Origin of the sequence: Flavobacterium sp. LHD-85, assembly GCF_030929595.1 — a bacterium.
Taxonomy (GTDB): Bacteria; Bacteroidota; Bacteroidia; order Flavobacteriales; family Flavobacteriaceae; genus Flavobacterium.
The window spans coordinates 1170940-1187940 of record NZ_JAVFVR010000001.1 but is presented as its reverse complement, the minus strand read 5'-3'; the positions used below and the strand labels follow the sequence as shown (position 1 = coordinate 1187940).

The window sequence follows — 17001 nt, the reverse complement described above, 5'->3', positions numbered from 1 at the left end:
ATCCTTTTAATCTGTGGCAAACTTAATTTAATTTTCGATTTGTTTTTTAGAACTAAAAGCCGTTAAAAGCAAATAACTTATAAAGCCAACTGATAGCGCTGAAACGGATGCTAAAATAAGACTTCCTACGATATATTGTGTAGCATTTTTTTGAATATCATCGAGCGTAATCGAACTGTCTAAAACCAGCGGTGTGTCACTGGTTACAAAAACACTCCCAACTTGAAGCGAAGCAAAAATAATAAACGGAATAAAAGGCGGAAAACTTACATTTGAAGTAAGATAAGCAATGACTTTGTTGAGTCTGAACAAGGCAGCAAAAGTAAAAAGCAATATGGTTTGAAATCCCCAAAAAGGCGAAAGTCCGATAAAAATACCGAGCGCGATTGCGGCCGATTTTTTGAAATTAGAATCGTTGCTTTCTAAAATATCTTCGAGAAAGAATTTTTTAAAACCTTTTTTTTTTGCTCTTCTAAAAAAATCTCTCGGTTTTATGTACAGCAAAGCATTAGAAACCAAAACCGTATTTAAAATACTAATTCGGGTAAAATCTTGAAACGGACGGAAATGCGAAACTCTTTCGGCAGGATCATACAAAACTTGAATCGGAATATTTTTTACCACAATTCCTTTCCAAGCCGCACGTACGATAACTTCAATTTCAAATTCAAATTTATTGGTATAAAAACGTTTTGGAAGCAGTCGAAGTGGATATAATCTAAAACCAGATTGGGTATCGTCGAGTTTAATTCCGGTTTCAAACTTGAACCAGAAATTAGAAAACTTGTTTCCAAAACTGCTTTTCTTCGGAACATTTTCCTGAGTCATATTTCGGCTTCCAATCAAAAGAGCGCTTGGTTCTTCTTGAATTGCTTCTAAGAAAATTGGAATATCTGCTGCAAAATGCTGACCGTCAGAATCGATTGTAATGGCGTATTCAAAATTTAGTTCAAGCGCTTTTCTAAATCCGTTTCTCAGCGCTCGTCCTTTTCCTAAGTTTTTAGGATGGTGAATTTGAGTTAATTCCGAATACGATTTTAGAATTTCGCTTGTAGAATCAGTTGAACCGTCATTGATAATAATGACATTTGTGGTGAAATCTAAAATAGAATCCAGTACTTTTTTCAGTGTTTTTTGGTTATTGTAAGTGGGTACAATAACGCAAAAGTTAGTCGAACTGAGTAATTCTTGCTGTGATTTCATGAGGTGTTTTTTGAGCTTACTTCACAAATTGCTTCTCTTTTTCAGAGAAACTTTTAGATTGTAAAACGAAGTCTTTAAGATAATCTTTCAAAGCCGCACCTTGCGCTGCATAATATGTTGTTATGAATTTTTTATCTTCTTTAATGTTTTTCTTGTAGCCCGTAATAGCAGGAACATCTTCTTGAACGCTCAGTCTGATCATTCGCATTTCGATATTACTTGGATCACCTTTTATTGTTGCTTCAAGTAATTTTGCACCTTCTTTAAAACGATCCATTTTCTGGCTTAATTTTTTTTCAAATTTAGAATCTACTAAAATAGAAGCCGCTTTGTAGGCTACTAAAATCTTATCGTCATTATTTGAAACTCCAGAAAGTTTTGTTGCAAACTCTTTAGCATTGCTTTCTGATTTTGCTACATCAGAATACATTTTGCGGATCGAAGCCAAATCTGGCACCCCAGCAAAATTCACCCATAAAAGTAATGTCAGGAACAGTTTCATAATTATATTTTTTTGTACACATTACTCAATTTAAGAGCAGTAGTGTCGTTAAAGTAAGTCGTGTTTTTCACTTTTACCAAACCGTCTTCAGTTGTTGTAACATCCAGTTCCAATCGTAATTCTGGAGTTACCTCCGGATTAATCAGCGCCATGAATTTTACATTTGCCAAAGACTGGATCATCAGCGAACTTTTCGTAATAGATTCTGTAAGTTCTTTGATAATCTGAATCATGCAGACACCAGGCATAATAGGATTTCCAGGGAAATGTCCTTTAAAAACCTCATGTTTTTCATTGACTAAAATTGTAATTGTATATTTCGAATCAGATACTTTTTCTTCTGATAGTATTTTATAGAAATCTTGTAAAATCATATTTTTTATTTTCCAAGTAAATAGGAAACTCCTAAAATTATTATTTTGTCTTGAATGTATAGCTAATACCAAGCTGGAAAACTTGATTTAAGATTACATCATTATAGTAATATCCGTCATTGTCATAATCATATCCGTTATAACCATAAATATCAATTAATCCTTGTTTAAGTCGAGCTTCAAAAGTTAAACCATTTGGCAAAGTATAACCAACACCTCCAACAAATGAAAGATCAAAATCTTCGGGATTCGTATTTATATAATTGTCACTAACTTTTAAATCTAAAGAAGGGCCTGCCAATAGATGAAATCCTCCACCTCCAAAGTTAAATTTTGCAACCGCTCCCAGTGTTACATAATTCAACTCGTACTTTTCAGTATAATAACGGCCATTTTCAAAATATCTTCCTTCATCACCTTGTCTTGAATAATTTATCTCTGGTTGAACCGAGAAATATTTATTGAATTTAATATTTACCAATCCACCAATATAGAAATCAGTTTTAGAACTATTATCATCAATATTCGTTAATGTTGATACATTCAAACCGCCTCTAAGTCCTGGACTAGCTTTTACCTGTGCATTACTTGATCCGATTCCGATTAATAAAACAAATGCAAGTACAACAAAATTTCTCATTTCTAATTGATTTAAAGTTTAGGATTAGTTTAATTTTTTATTCTGATTTCAGCTGCTGTAAAACGATTTTCAGCTTTATGTTTTGATGAATTATTTGGATTTTATCAGCAAAAATATTGTTTTCTGAATTGAAAAGCAGTGTAAATTTTTCTTTTGTTTTAGATGAATGAACGATCTTTTCTAATTTCTGATCTTTTTTGGAGATAAAAATATAATTGTCGCGTTTGCCATCTGCCGATTTATAAATGTCATTTGAAGAGTTTTCAAATTGCTCTTGAATCAAATACTCCTTTTTTAAAAGCAGTCTAAAATCTTCTTTTAAAGTATTAATCAATATTTTTCGATCTAATTCTGAAACAATAGAATTGACTTTAAAATCGGTTTCTGAGATTTCAAAATCCATTAATTTGTTTCCGAATTCAGTTGTAAAAACAATTCGGTGCGTAGTGTCGTTTATTTTCTTGGCAATGAAAATTCCAGACAATTCATTTCCGTAAACACTGATGTTTGTTTTATAAACATAATCGGTTTTTGAATCTGTGAAATAAGGAACCGTATAAGACGTTTTGTCTAATTTTTTTGGCGTATAATTTTTTATGATCGAGCCACAAGAAATTAAAACAATTGCCAGAAAGCAATTAATTAGTAAAAACTGAATCGTCGATTTTTGCATTGATCACTTTATTTTTAAGTACAATTCGAGTGTAATCTTCAGATGATTCTAATAATTTTACTTGAACAACTGTTGCTTCTTCTTTGTCAAAAGTCAGTTCAATTTGCTTGATATATTTTTTCAGCGTCGCATCTTTCGGAATAAATTTCGCCAGATTCTGACCTTTCAATTTAAAATACGAAATCGTAAATTCTTTATCATCAAACATATTTCCGCTTACGCTTCCAATAATTAATTTATTTATTCTTGCAAAGATTTTACTGTTTCCAATATCAACCGCACTTTTCTTTCCTTCATCGTTAATCAGAATTTTTCCGTTTTTGAAAGTGATGCTGTAATTGTACGGTTTTTTATATTGCCATTGAAGCAAAGCAGGTTCTTTAAAAACCATTTTTCCCGAAGTTTCAATGTCTTTCGATAAAAAATCTAAATGTTTATACTGAACAAAATCGGTACTTAAAGTTTTGATTTTTTTAGCCACAACATTTACATCTTGTTTAAAAGAAGCAATTTCGGCATCGGTCATTTTTTGTTCCTGCGCGAACAAATTGCCTGAAATAAATAGAATGAGTAGTGCTATTTTAGTTTTCATATTTTATAATATTGTGCTTAATGTTTTTGCCACGAATTACACGAAAAACCACGAATTTTTGATTTAACAAGAATCCGTTTTTATCTGCGCTTTCGCGAAAGCGAATCTGTTTTATCCGCGTCCAATTTCATAAGCATTAAGTTTCAGTAATTCTTCAATAGAAATCACTTCATAATTATTTTGCTGTAAAAATTGCAAAAACTGTTCCAGTACCAAAACAGAATGTTTGCCTGTGTCGTGCAAAAGTACAATTCCGCCGGGAGATATATGTTGAATTAACCGATTGAAAATTAATTCCTGATTTTGAGTTCCTCCGTCAAGAGAACGAATATTCCAGCCAATTGTTTTATGTCCGGTTATTTTTAAAGCTCTTCTAATCGAAGGCGTCGTAACTCCATAAGGCGGACGAAAAAAGTTGATTTTTCTAGAAGTGAATTTTTCCAGAAGGGCATCTGTTTTCTGAAGTTCTTCGGTTATTTTTTTAGCATTATAAAAATCAAAAAACTTAGAATGTGAATAAGAATGATTTCCAACTAAATGCCCATCGTCAATTACTTTTTGGAGAATTTCAGGATGTGTTTCGATGTTTTTTCCGATGCAGAAAAAAGTCGCTTTGGCATTGTATTTTTTCAGGAGTTCCAAAACTTCCAAAGTATAAATGCTAGGACCGTCATCAAAAGTAAGTGCGATTTTTTTTTCTGTTTCTAGCGGATTACTGCAAAATGCTTTTACATGATAATTGGAAGAAATTCGAGCAGAACCAAAAGCGTTTATTCCCAACCAAACTAGAATTATAAGTACAAACCACAGAAAATGAATTGCATTATACAGATTCAGGAGAAACAATAAAAGCAATAAAAAGATAAAAAACAGTGATATGTTTTTGTGCGTTATCATTTTGACAGCAGCGTAAAACTATGGTTTTTTCCGTTTAATTGATTGTATAATAAAATCGTTTTGTAGTCTGATTTTTCGACAGCATTTACTTTTGCAATTTCAGGAATTTCCTGAGTTTTCAAAATTTTAGAAGCCATCCAAAAAGCAAAAGCCGAAGCTGTATCGTATTCTCCGCTCAAATGTTTGTAATATAAAATAGGAGTTTGAGCAAATGCATTATCAGCAAGATTTCTATAATAATTCTCAAAATCGACATTTCCGTCAAAACCTAAAACAAGAGCATCAACATCTGAAATTTCTAAATTATTATATTTTAAAAATGATTGAATAGCTGTTTCAACTTCATTTTCTTCCAAAGTATTTATGATAGAAACATCCAAAAGTTCGGCATAAGTATTTTCTTTTTTTTCGTTTTCTAAAACAAAAAAACTCGCACCTTCGCCATAAACAGCACCGCTTGTTGTAGAATTTAAAACGTCGTACGGAGCAGAATTGTCTGCTTTAATTCGTCCGTTGAGTTTAAAAAGCGAAGTAGTATAATCGCCATTTTCATCAACGCCACCCACTAAAATTGAGTTAGCTTCGTCTTCTTCAATTTGCATTTTAGCGTCAATAAGAGCTGATTCAAAAGAAACAGCGCCATTTACATACGTAAAATTATAACCTTTACATTGCTGTAAAAGTGCAATCTGCGCTCCAACGGTATTGTGAGTAGATTGAATAAAAGAAGTTGGAGTTAAAAATTCTTCATTATTATCTAAAATGCTTTTTAGAAATTTTTCAGAATCTTCGATGCATCCTAAACCAGTTCCGGTAATAATCGCATCGACATTTTCAATATTAGCATCTTTCATGGCTAATGCCGAAGCAACGATTCCATTTTTTACACCTTTTGCCATTCTTCGGCTGGCAGCAGGCGAAATATATTCTTTGTATGCTGGCGGAACAATTGCCAATACATTTTCTTCATGATTTACAACAGCTTCTTCTAAAAAAACAGTATCAAATGTTTTTTGAGTCGAAATACAGCCTACTCCATTTATATATGTCTTCTTCATTAGCTTTTTGAAAATATAAGAGTTGAACAGTTTCCACCAAAACCAAAAGAGTTGGATAAAACGTGCTCGATAGTTTTATTCTTTAAAGTTGTCTGTGGTTTCAAATCGAATTCTTCCATCGGAACTTCAAAATTCAAATTTGGATAAACCACATTGTTCTGAATTGCTAAAACACTATAAACGGCTTCAATCGCAGCTGCAGCCGCTAAAGTATGTCCCGTAAAAGGTTTTGTAGAACTGAAATCTGGAACTTTTTTATTTTCGTAAATTCTTTTTAAAGCTCTTCCTTCAGATAAATCGTTGTTTGGAGTTGCCGTTCCGTGCACGTTGATATAGTCAATTTCAGAAGGTTTTAAGCCCGAAACTTCAAATGCTTTTTTCATCGCCAAATAAGCGCCGTCTCCATTTTCTGAAGAAGCAGTTTGATGAAAAGCGTCGTTTGCATTTCCGTAACCCGAAACTCTAGCCAATACTTTTTTGTTTTGTTTTGCTACAATTTCATCCGATTCTAAAACCAAAAAAGCGGCAGCTTCTCCAAGATTCAATCCTTTTCTGGTGTTGTCAAAAGGTTTGTTGTAATCGTCAGACAAAATCATCAAAGTCTTGAATCCGTTGATGGTGAATTTTGCCAAAGCATCTGCTCCGCCCACAATTACGCGATCCAATTTTCCCGTTTTGATCAATCTTGCTCCCAACATAATCGAATTGGCAGCAGACGAACAAGCGGTACTTATGGTTGTAACCATTCCTTTTAAACCTAATTCTTCAGCAATTTTTTCGGCAACATCGCCGCCATCGTGGCAAGTGATGTATTTGGTCAATTCTGGTTTTTCGAAATAATCGTAATAATGTCTTTCCGTCATGTCCATTCCGCCAACGCTTGTAGCCGAAATAAGTCCCGTTCTAAATTCATTTATATCGGTAATGCCAGCATTTTCAACAGCTTGTTTGGCTGCCAAAGTGCCAATCATAGCGGTTCTGGAGAAATTATTATCCTCATTTAATTTCAGTTCATCAACAAGATCTTCGTTGGTTTTTTTGATTTCGCCAACTTTGATAACATCTGCATGAACAGTCGAAATATTTTGAATACGAGAAACACCGATTTTGTTTTCAATCAAGGAAATGTAGTTTTCCTCAACCGAATTACCAATCGCAGAGATAATTCCCATTCCCGTTATTGCAACACCTCTTGCCATTTTAGATTTTAGATTTATGATTGTAGATTAACTTTGCGTCTTCGCGTCTTTGCGAGCATATTTCTCAGCTAAGAAACAAAGCTTATAAATTTAATCTCGCAAAGTCGCAGAGTCGCTAAGTTTTAGCAATCTTTGACAAAATTTCTTTCGATTATTTCGTTCTATTTGCGCTGATGTAAGCTGCCATAGTTTCGATAGACTGGAAAATAGATTTTCCTTCTTTCGGATCTACTAATTTAATTCCGTAATCTTTATCTAAAATCACGATCAATTCAAGTGCATCAATCGAGTCTAAACCTAAACCATCTCCAAACAAAGGATCATTATCAGCAATATCTTCTACTGCAATATCTTCAAGGTTTAAAGTTGTTATGATTTTATTTTTTAATTCTTCTTTTAATGCTTCCATGATTATTTATTGTATAATGTATTGATAGTCTCGTTTGTATATTTTGCATTTTCTTCTGTACTAATTGTACATAAAAAAGCTTTATAATTGTCGTTAAAATATTCTACCCAACCGCATAGAACTACATCTGCTTTATTCGTATTCAGAAGAATATTCGAATAATTAGACATAAATTCGGTGTTAAAAGTGTCAAATATAAAGAAAGAATTTTCACTTTTCAGCTGATGACGGATACTTATTTCGCCCAAACAAATATTTGGCAGTGTATAAACAAAGACCGCCGGACTCGGATAATAGTTTTCTTTGTCTGAAATAGATTCCTGATATTTTACATCGGTATCCAAACTCGACGATTTATTGGCCAAAACCAAAGCAATATTATTTTCTTGTTCCGTTGAGGTTATCGGACTCAAAAGCAATTCTGATCCTAAAAAAGCCAGTTTGCTCAAAGCATCCATTTTGAAAAACTTTGGATATTGCATTTCAAAATTACGATACACTTGTTTCGAGAAATCAGCAAAATCGGTCGGTTCAATTTTGAATACAGAAGTTCCGTTCAAAACAATTTCGTTGTTTTGGATGGTGATGTAGGATTGTATGTAGGTTTTGTTTTGAGTCATTGTTTTAATTTAAACACTAATTTCACGAATTAACACAGATTTTGATTGGGTTTAAATGACACTAATTAATTCGTGAAAATTAGTGTAATTTGTGTTTCACTTTCTCAAAAACCACAGCCGTATTACAACCTCCAAATCCAGAAGCCGTTTTTAGAAAATATTCAATATTTTTTTCTCCATTTTTTTCAATCACATTAATATTTTCACTAACTCCAATTTCATCAAAACCTTTGGATTCAAAAAGTTTATTTTGATTGGCAGATTCTATTGCAATTACGGTTTCCAATAATCCCGAAGCGCCAAGTGTATGACCGTAAAATCCTTTTAAACTATTTACTGGAACATTTTGTAAATCTAAACGAGTTAAGGCAATCGCTTCCATTTCGTCATTATAAGGAGTTGCGGTTCCGTGTGCTGAAATATAATCTAATTTTTGAGCTTCAATTTGAGCTTCTTTCAAAGCATTTTGAATACTTCTAAACAAACCTTCACCTGTTCTTGAAGGCCCAGAAATATGATTGGCATCGTTTATAGAACTGTCGCCAATTACTTTTATTTTAGCGTTTTTGGCTTCCGCCGAAACTAAAACTGCTGCTGCCGCTTCGCCTAAACTTACTCCAGTTCTGTTTTTAGAATAGGGTTTGCAAGGTAGTTCGCTCATCGCCTGAAAAGCATTAAAACCAGACAAAACAAATTCTGAAACTTCATCTCCAGCCACCACAAAAACGCTGTCATAAAGTTCAGACTGAATCATTCTTTTAGCAACTGAAACAGCCAAAATTCCAGAAACACAGGCATTTGAAACTACAATGGGTTGTGTTTGGAATCCGAAGAAATTGGCAACGTTTTTAGCTAGAACATCTAAATGTGCGTTGTTGAAATTGTCGCCAGAATCATTTGCTAAAGCGGTTACATTTCCTTTTGTGGTAGAAAGTATAAAAGCGGTTTTTGAATTTAATTCTACGTTTGAGTTTTTGATAATAGGTTCTAAAGCCAAAATCATCATTTTCTCTAAACGGGAATATTTGGTTTCAGTGCTGATTTTTGAAAAAGCACTGTTTATTTTTTCATTAGAAATAATCGAAGCATAAAACGGATTCGGCATCAAAGAAACATCGTTATGAAGTTGAATTCCAGAATCACCGCTAAGAATGGCGCTGATATTAGATTCAACATCAAAACCTAAAGGCGTGATACAATTCGTTTCTGTAATGTATATTTCTCTTAACATTTTATATTTCGATTTCTCCTGCAAGGTTTTGGAAACCTTGTAGGTATTTATTTTAAAGCTTTATCTGAAAAATGGTTTCACGCAGATTTTGCAGATTTGAGCAGATTTTATTTTTAAAGCCTTATCTGGAAAAAGGTTTCACGCAGATTTTGCAGATTTGAGCAGATTTTATTTTTATACCTACAAGGTTTTGGAAACCTTGCAGGAAATAGATTCAGATTATTTTATTTTTAATTCGTGAAAATTCGTGAAATCCGTGTTCTACTTCAATAACCCCACTTTTCGTTTCCATTCCTCATAAAAAGGAGGATTTGTCAGCATTAAATTTCCGTCTTTATCTAAAAAAACCTGAGTGGTTTCGCCTGTACAGGCCACTTCTCCTTTGTCATCAATTATTTTAAAGCGGTAAATCATTTTCGCGGCTGGAGTATCGACAACAGTTGTTTCTATTGTTACCACATCTCCATAACGCAAAGACAATTTATGTTCGCAAGTCGATTTTACAATTGGCGTTGTATAACCCGTTTTGGCAATATCCAGATACGTAAGTCCATGTTGGCGTCCAAACGCTTCTCGTCCATCTTCGAAGTACGTGATATAATTGCCGTGCCAAACAATTCCAAGCGGATCTGTTTCGTTAAAACGAATCCTGATTTCGTGTGAAACAGTTAGATCTGTAGCTTCTTTAAACTGCTCTTTTCTTTTTATCATAAAATAATGCGATGGAAGTGGTAATAATGAAAAACAAAAATAATAAACTTATTCTTGGTATGATTTCGACGAAAGAAACGTTTCTAAGTAATACATCGTAAAAAGCTTCTAACCCCCAGTTCATTGGAGATGATTTTGCGATATATTGCATGATTTTCGGCATAGCAAAAACTGGAACCCAAACACCACCAATCGCCGCTAAAATAATCACACTTGTTGCACCAAACGGAGCCGATTGTTCTTGCGTGCTTGCCACTGTTCCTAATAAGATTCCGAACCCGATTGCTGCAAAACCTGAAAATAATGCAACAACACTTGTCAGCAAGAAATGACCTTCAATGTTTAAAGAAGGCAATCCGATCGACGGGAATAAGAATACGGCAACGGCAACCATCATATAAAACTGAATCATGCAAATGATCGAGTAGGTAATGGTTTTTCCGATAATCACCACTAAATTAGAAACTGGATTGGTTCTTAATCGAACAAAAGTTCCTTGTGATTTTTCTTTTACAATATTGATCGATAACGGAATGACAATAAAAAAGATAGCAAAAAGTGTCCACGCCGGAACATTATGCTGAACGGAATTTGGACGAACTTCTTTGTTGTTGATTCTCGGAATTATTTCTTTGAAAGTGATAAAGTTCTTCTGTTCAAAATCGATCGTTTCTTCGCCTAATTGTTTTTGAAAAGTGCTGTAAATCGATTTGGTTTCAATCTGCGAAATCATTTTGTCGATCGAACTCATGACAGCATTTTTGAAACTCATTTGTACCGCTGGATCAAAATACAGTTTAACTTCTTTTTCTTTAATAACGCGTTGAGGTTCGGCAGCTGTTGTACTATCGGTCAAACCTAAATTGCTTACAATTTTCTCTACATTCTGATTTACTTTTTCCTGTAAATCGGAACTTAGGTTTTCTGGAATTACAATTGCCAATTGAAATTTTCCTTTGTAGACATTTTCTTTGGCAATTTCTTCGGTAATAGGTTTATTGTCGATTTGGGTTACAACAGTAAAATATTTGCTTTTTTCTAAATTTTCAAAAACCGTTTTAGAAACAGATCCATGGTCTTTGTCAACCAAAAGAATCTGAAGTTTAGAATCGGTTACGGCTTTAAAAGTGCTGTCCTGAATTAAGGTTACGGCAATTACCAAAACCAAAGGCATGATAAATAAAATAATCAATCCACCTAAATCTCTTTTTAGCAAAAGGAATTCTTTTACTACCGACATCCAAATTTTATATATCATCTCTCAACGCTTTACCAGTTAATGAAATAAAAACATCTTCGAGATTTCGAGCATCTTTTGTAGATTCAATTAATGCCGACGGAGTTGCTTGTGCGTAAATCTGCCCTTGATCTAAAATCGCAATTTGAGAACAGAAATCTTCGGCTTCAGCCAAATGATGCGAGGTATAAATAATAGTTGTTCCGTTTTGGTTCAGCACTTTCAAATAATCGATAATGGCAGTTTTAGAATGCACATCGACACCAACTGTTGGTTCATCCAAAAACAAAACTTTTGGATTATGGAGAATTCCCGCGATCAGGTTGACACGGCGTTTCATTCCGCCGGAGAAAGTCTGAACTTGTTTATCGGCAAATTTCAATAAGCCTAAAAGATCAAGCGTTTCGATTACTTTATCTTTTAAATCAGAACCTTTTAAACCATACATACTTCCAAAATAAAGCAGATTTTCTCTAGCGGTTAAAGTTGGATACAAAGCATATTCTTGTGGAACAACGCCTATGATTTTTTTAATTTTTGAAGCATGATGCTGATAGTCTAAACCATCAATTGTAAAATGCCCAGAAGTTGGTTTTACCAATCCGCAGAGCATAGAAATCAAAGTAGTTTTTCCAGCACCGTTTGGGCCAAGTAGGCCAAAAATCTGACCTTCATTTATATTTAGCGAAACGTTGTCCAAAGAATACATTTCTGCATTTTTGTACTTTTTCGAAAGGGATTCTATTTGAATGATAGACTGCAAAATAGTGTGTTAGCTAATCGCTTTTTTTAATTTTTTGAAAAAGATTTCTTCTCTATTGGCAATGTCCAAAAGTTCATCAGCAATAGTGTTGTAGGCATCTTCTTTGGCACTTCTGTTCTTGTAAATACGGGAAGCTTCAACAGCAAAATCACGCCATGAATCGCCAATTTTGGTCATTTCTTTAGAAAGATCTTTTAATTCTTCGTTACCTAAAATAACCGAAGCTTCTTGTAAAAATGCCGCATAAATAAAACGGAAACCACCGCCTCCAGTTCCAATTTCTTCCTGCATACGAACCATTTGCGCTAGGTAATGATTGGCTTTTCTAACGCCATGTTTTGCAGGCCATTTACGAATTTGGCGAGAAACCATTTTGATGCCGCGAACACCAACAATTGGCATTGGCGCGAGCATATCTCGGCACGTATTTTTGATTCCTTTAATGATGGCGCTTTTTAAATCGACTTCTTTTGGAATCTGAATCGGATAGTACATTTGTCCGCGAGGCGCAAAAGCTCCTTTGGCAAAACGTACTTTATCCATGTCTTCATAAGTTAAAGTCGTAACGGTTTCCATAACAGGATCGCTCACTAAATATTCGGTTTCGGTTTTTCCGTAAACGACTAAATTGTGCGCGTTGAAATGAAAACGATATTCGTCTGGGAAATAACTTAAATTGTATACGCCAACCTGTAATCCTGTTGGAATATTATTTTTTAAATTTTCGTCTAATGCTTTATTGGCATTTGCAACAGAAGAAAATTTTTGTCTTTTTATTTTTAAATTTAAACGAGTAGCCACTTTATTGAAAATCTGTCCAGGCAAAGTTCTGTAACTGATTGCCGGTGCATGATTCACTTTTATAAATGGCAGATATACAAAAAACAATCCAGAGCCAATACCAAAAACCATCGGTTCGCTAATGTTTAGTCCGCTATTTTTTAGCAGATTTGACGCTACTCCATTCTCGCAATGAGCAGACTGATGATGTGTGAAAGTTAATTCCATTTATTTGGTAATGCTGTTTTTTAATTCTTCGATTGATACTCCAAAAGTATCAGCATATTTTTTCAGGATTTTATCGTTTAGTTTGGCAAAAACACTAGGTTTAAAATGTCTTTTTACGCGCCATTTCCAAAACCCTACGTAGCTGCATAAGATGTTAAGATCCATTTTATTGGCCTCCATAAAATACACAATCGGACTTACTTCGCCATTTAAGACCTGCTGTTTGGCATCGGCAATTCGTTCGTTTATTTCGTCAATAGAATTTGAAAGTGCTATTGTTTTAGGTTCCCAGCCTGTACTTAATGTTGTGGTATAATTACCATTTTCATCTGTTGCATACAAAAGCTCTTTTACGTTGTTTTTCGTTAAGTTGCTTTGATCCTGAGGGACTTTGTCTTTTTCCATTTTGCTAAATTAATTTATTAGAAACATACAGATTGAAACTATACATAAACTAATTATTAAAAATCCAAGATTTGCGAAAGCTAAAATTCGGTTTTTCTTCACGAATAAATAAATCATTTCTATTAATAATCCAAAATAGAAAAAAACAGTGATGAATAATGCTAAAACAAACATTCCTAAACCTGCATCTGTATGTCTATGTTGGTCTTGATCGCAAAGTGAATGCGGGTCATAAATGAAGCTCCAATACAAGACTAATAATCCAAACAATGACAATAAAATCCCGATTCGAATTCCTAAATGTGAAATGACTTTTTTAAAATTATCCAACTGAAATTGTTTTCTGAATAAACAAGTTAATTTCGCATTCTAAGAGTATCTGGTCTTCCAATAAGCTTTTGCAGCTCATTGTGCACAAAGTGTAATCGTCTCCAACAAATTTAGAAACCAGATTGGCTTTTGTTATGATTGTATCGCCAACTTTTGGAAGCGCATGAATTTTTACACTTTTCAAAGCACTTATAAATCCGATTACATTTACGTTTTCATTCTCGATTCCGTTGTCGTCAAAAAAGTATTTTTTTCCAACAATTGCAGAACAAGTCTGTGCTGTATTTTCGATTAAACCTGCTTCGTTAAAAACAGTATTCTGAACAAAAATATTGTCTTCTTTTATCAAAAAGATAGTTTCTACAAAGTTGGCATCTATATCCAAAATCAAATCCACCATAAGCATTGGTGCTCGGTGTGGTAAGTAATTTTGTATGTCAACAGCAGAAGTAGTTTTCATCGATGCTTTTATTTTGCCAAAACGGTTTTCATTTGTCCTCGGGCAATTTCTTCATTATTTAACGTCGTAACAATGTCAACAAGAGTAATTCCTGCAAATTCCTGCAGAATTGTAACTTCAGATTGAATAGTATCGTTAAGCTTTGGAAGTTTCTTAATTTCAATTTCTTTAATAGAACCAATATAGCCCGTTGGAGCAATTTCGTTTTTCAAAAAATATTGATATCCTGTATGCAATGCCACAGATTGTGCCATATGTTCTATTAATCCAGCTTCAAGAAAAATATCGTTTGATACAAAAATATTCTCGCGCTGAATTTCTAAACCTGAAACCAAAGAAGTTTCAGAATAAGAATGCATAGCGTCTACCATCACAAAAGGGAACTTTTGCGGCAATAAATTTTCTACCATTTCTTTTTCTAAAAGCATTGTTTCCATTAACAAACTGTTAAATAGGCATAAGCAAAAGAAAATCTTCCGCTTTCTGGAACAGATAATAAAATTTTATCTCCTTTTTTCAAATTCCCTGAATTCAATAATTCTTCAAGAGCTAGATAAATAGAGGCAGAGCCGACATTTCCAACTCGAGAAAGATTCATGAACCATTTGTCATCGCTCATTCCGATACCTTTTTCATTTAATCCTTTTTTCAGTCCTTCAACAAAAAAGTTTGAAGAAACGTGAGGAATAAAGTAATTGATATCTTCCGATTTAATATTGTTTTTATCCATGGCGTCTTTCATGCTTTCAGCACCTTTTGACAGGATAAATTCATCTAATAATTTAACGTCTTGTTTTATTGAAAAAACAGATTCGTTCAGCCATTGTTCTGGCGAATAATCGCTCCAGCCTTTAATTTCTCCATTTTCCAATTTATCACCTCCAGCATACATGCAGGTTTCTAATTCGTATGCATACGAAAAAGCTTCCATCCATTCGATTTTTAGTGAAATTGGTCCTCTTGGTTTATTTTCCAAAAGAAAAGCTCCTGCACCATCAGACAACATCCAACGAAGGAAATCTTTTTTGAAAGCAATAATTGGCTGTTCTTCAAGGCTTTTTAAATTGTCGGCCTCGTGATTGTATTTTTGAGCATTCAGCCAGGTCGAAACTTTTTCTGATCCTGTACAGATTGCATTTTTTGAATTTCCAGATTTTATAGAAAGAAAACCAAATTTAAGAGAGTTCATTCCGGCACAGCAAACTCCTGTTGAAGAGTTTAATTCTACCGATTTATTTTTTAAAAGACCGTGAACCATCGCAGCGTGCGAAGGCAGAAAAATGTCGGGAGTTGAGGTCCCGCATGAAAGTACTTCTAAATCTTGTGGCGTAAAGTTTTCGTCAAATAATGGTAAAATAGCATTTTTGGTTAATTCGGCATTGCTGTGAGTGCTTTTTCCTTCTTTGTCAACAGCGTAATATCGGCTTGTAATTTTATTATTGCGCAAAATAATGCGTCTTGCTTTTGAAGCAGTATCATTGATAAGGCCTAGATAGGCTTCCATTTCGTCATTTGAAACGGCTTCGTTTGGCAAATATTTTGCAGCTTTTGTAATATATACTTCAAACATAATTTAAATTTCGTCTTCTAAACTCCCTGATAATATTGAGTTTCCTTTTTTATAGATTTTAACTTAAGCGGATAGGTAATAAGGTGCAATATATACACTATTGGTGAGATTAACCATATCGCAAGGAATAAATAAACATTAAATACTTTAAGCAGCTGTTTTCGGTTTTTTTGATTTTTATAAATGATATTTGACCATTTATTAAAAATTTTATTGGCCGTTTTGTCGACAGTCACCAAATACGAACTTATTTTTACAGCGCCGGCATCGACCAATTTTGGCTGTAATTGGGCTAAATTATTTTGCTGTAAAGAATCCAGCATGATTTCTCCAAACTGACTCGATTCTTGTATGTCTTTTTCTGAAACCCCAGGAAGCGGAAAAATGCCTAAATATTTTTTCTTAACCCCAGAGAACATCCATTCTACAATGGTAATTACACTGATTAAATTTCCAACGCGATCTACCAAAGCTACGTTTCCGACCAAATTGGCATTGGCTTTTCTCAGTAAAACTTTGATTTTTTCCTGAGCCATAATCCACATGTTTCTTGAACCGCTTATCGTGATAACAGGTGTATTGTTTAAAATTTTCTTGGCATCATCACTTTTCAAAAATGAATTGATCGGAATTGAAGGCGATAAGTACCAAACCTGATAATGAAATAAAACTAGATCAAACTTTGTATTTAGAATTTCTTCTGGAACTGGTTTTAATGCGGTTGGAATCTGTAAAAAAGATTCTGGAAAGGCATCAAAAAAGGATTCTTTGTTCCATGGAAATGGGAATGGTTTTTCTAATTGTATTTCGTGAAATGTGAGATTTATTTCGTCTGAATTTAGGAATGGTTTTGCAATATTTTTTGCAATAGATTCCAGTTGTCCAGATTGCGTATAATAAATTACGAGAACATTTTTCATTTAGGTTTTTTGGCTTTGGTGGTCAGCAAAAATAAGTAAATTTATTTAAACGAATTTTCTTATTTCGACCAAGGTTTTTTTATTAGCCACGAATTCACGAATTATTCAAAATACAGCTGTTATGAATGATTTTGTTTAAATTATGAATGACGTTTATTTCACGAATTATCATTCGTGCAAAAGTTATGATTTTACAAAA

Annotated in this window: 21 protein-coding genes; all 21 read right to left on the bottom strand. The window is 33.8% G+C overall.

All coding sequences use genetic code 11. From position 1 onward, the window contains the following. Positions 1–27 precede the first annotated feature (27 nt). The 21 genes from RB618_RS05125 to RB618_RS05025 all read right to left on the bottom strand — a co-directional run bounded on the left by RB618_RS05125 (position 28) and on the right by RB618_RS05025 (position 16802). Positions 28–1203, bottom strand: coding sequence for a DUF2062 domain-containing protein (locus RB618_RS05125; protein WP_308067774.1), 1176 nt, complete (start codon positions 1201–1203; stop codon positions 28–30). A 16-nt stretch (positions 1204–1219) separates the two neighbouring features. After that, positions 1220–1705 (bottom strand): hypothetical protein, encoded by a 486-nt coding sequence (locus RB618_RS05120; protein WP_308067773.1) that lies wholly within the window; start codon positions 1703–1705, stop codon positions 1220–1222. Positions 1706–1707: 2 nt separating this feature from the next. Continuing rightward, positions 1708–2079 carry a 3-hydroxyacyl-ACP dehydratase gene (locus RB618_RS05115; protein WP_308067772.1) on the bottom strand — a complete coding sequence of 124 codons (372 nt, stop codon included), beginning with the start codon at positions 2077–2079 and terminating at the stop codon, positions 1708–1710. A 40-nt stretch (positions 2080–2119) separates the two neighbouring features. Continuing rightward, the gene (locus RB618_RS05110; RefSeq protein ID WP_308067771.1) at positions 2120–2719 is read right to left on the bottom strand and encodes a porin family protein; all 600 of its coding nucleotides are present in this window, start codon (positions 2717–2719) and stop codon (positions 2120–2122) included. Positions 2720–2756: 37 nt separating this feature from the next. Further along, positions 2757–3392, bottom strand: coding sequence for a hypothetical protein (locus tag RB618_RS05105; RefSeq protein WP_308067770.1), 636 nt, complete (start codon positions 3390–3392; stop codon positions 2757–2759). Next, the gene (locus RB618_RS05100; protein ID WP_308067769.1) at positions 3358–3984 is read right to left on the bottom strand and encodes an outer membrane lipoprotein carrier protein LolA; all 627 of its coding nucleotides are present in this window, start codon (positions 3982–3984) and stop codon (positions 3358–3360) included. The genes RB618_RS05105 and RB618_RS05100 overlap by 35 nt, the downstream gene beginning before the upstream one ends. Before the next feature lie 111 nt (positions 3985–4095). Beyond that, a complete protein-coding gene (locus tag RB618_RS05095; RefSeq protein ID WP_308067768.1) occupies positions 4096–4764 on the bottom strand; it encodes a polysaccharide deacetylase family protein in 669 nt (222 codons plus the stop codon). A gap of 113 nt (positions 4765–4877) precedes the next feature. Beyond that, on the bottom strand, positions 4878–5939 hold the full coding sequence (locus RB618_RS05090) for a beta-ketoacyl synthase N-terminal-like domain-containing protein (RefSeq protein ID WP_308067767.1): 1062 nt from the start codon (positions 5937–5939) through the stop codon (positions 4878–4880). Continuing rightward, positions 5939–7138 (bottom strand): beta-ketoacyl-[acyl-carrier-protein] synthase family protein, encoded by a 1200-nt coding sequence (locus tag RB618_RS05085; RefSeq protein ID WP_308067766.1) that lies wholly within the window; start codon positions 7136–7138, stop codon positions 5939–5941. The genes RB618_RS05090 and RB618_RS05085 overlap by 1 nt, the downstream gene beginning before the upstream one ends. Positions 7139–7289: 151 nt before the next feature. Next, positions 7290–7547, bottom strand: coding sequence for a phosphopantetheine-binding protein (locus tag RB618_RS05080; RefSeq protein WP_111378796.1), 258 nt, complete (start codon positions 7545–7547; stop codon positions 7290–7292). A 2-nt stretch (positions 7548–7549) separates the two neighbouring features. Continuing rightward, positions 7550–8167, bottom strand: a complete 618-nt coding sequence (locus RB618_RS05075; protein ID WP_308067765.1) for a 3-oxoacyl-ACP synthase — start codon at positions 8165–8167, stop codon at positions 7550–7552. A gap of 79 nt (positions 8168–8246) precedes the next feature. Continuing rightward, positions 8247–9398, bottom strand: a complete 1152-nt coding sequence (locus tag RB618_RS05070; RefSeq protein WP_308067764.1) for a beta-ketoacyl synthase N-terminal-like domain-containing protein — start codon at positions 9396–9398, stop codon at positions 8247–8249. 261 nt (positions 9399–9659) lie between these two features. Beyond that, complete coding sequence (locus tag RB618_RS05065) at positions 9660–10109, bottom strand: thioesterase family protein (RefSeq protein ID WP_290963861.1); 450 nt, start codon at positions 10107–10109, stop codon at positions 9660–9662. Then, on the bottom strand, positions 10084–11367 hold the full coding sequence (locus RB618_RS05060) for an ABC transporter permease (protein ID WP_308067763.1): 1284 nt from the start codon (positions 11365–11367) through the stop codon (positions 10084–10086). Before RB618_RS05060 ends, RB618_RS05065 begins: the two co-directional genes overlap by 26 nt. Then, the gene (locus RB618_RS05055) at positions 11357–12055 is read right to left on the bottom strand and encodes an ABC transporter ATP-binding protein (protein WP_308067762.1); all 699 of its coding nucleotides are present in this window, start codon (positions 12053–12055) and stop codon (positions 11357–11359) included. The genes RB618_RS05060 and RB618_RS05055 overlap by 11 nt, the downstream gene beginning before the upstream one ends. Positions 12056–12118: 63 nt before the next feature. Then, positions 12119–13117 carry a BtrH N-terminal domain-containing protein gene (locus RB618_RS05050; RefSeq protein WP_308067761.1) on the bottom strand — a complete coding sequence of 333 codons (999 nt, stop codon included), beginning with the start codon at positions 13115–13117 and terminating at the stop codon, positions 12119–12121. Next, on the bottom strand, positions 13118–13522 hold the full coding sequence (locus RB618_RS05045; protein WP_308067760.1) for a hypothetical protein: 405 nt from the start codon (positions 13520–13522) through the stop codon (positions 13118–13120). A 322-nt stretch (positions 13523–13844) separates the two neighbouring features. After that, positions 13845–14312, bottom strand: coding sequence for an ABC transporter permease (locus RB618_RS05040; protein WP_308067759.1), 468 nt, complete (start codon positions 14310–14312; stop codon positions 13845–13847). 8 nt (positions 14313–14320) lie between these two features. Next, on the bottom strand, positions 14321–14749 hold the full coding sequence (locus RB618_RS05035) for a hypothetical protein (RefSeq protein WP_308067758.1): 429 nt from the start codon (positions 14747–14749) through the stop codon (positions 14321–14323). Next, positions 14749–15882 carry a beta-ketoacyl-ACP synthase III gene (locus RB618_RS05030; protein ID WP_308067757.1) on the bottom strand — a complete coding sequence of 378 codons (1134 nt, stop codon included), beginning with the start codon at positions 15880–15882 and terminating at the stop codon, positions 14749–14751. Before RB618_RS05030 ends, RB618_RS05035 begins: the two co-directional genes overlap by 1 nt. Before the next feature lie 17 nt (positions 15883–15899). Beyond that, positions 15900–16802, bottom strand: coding sequence for a dialkylrecorsinol condensing enzyme DarA (locus RB618_RS05025; RefSeq protein ID WP_308067756.1), 903 nt, complete (start codon positions 16800–16802; stop codon positions 15900–15902). Positions 16803–17001 lie beyond the last annotated feature (199 nt).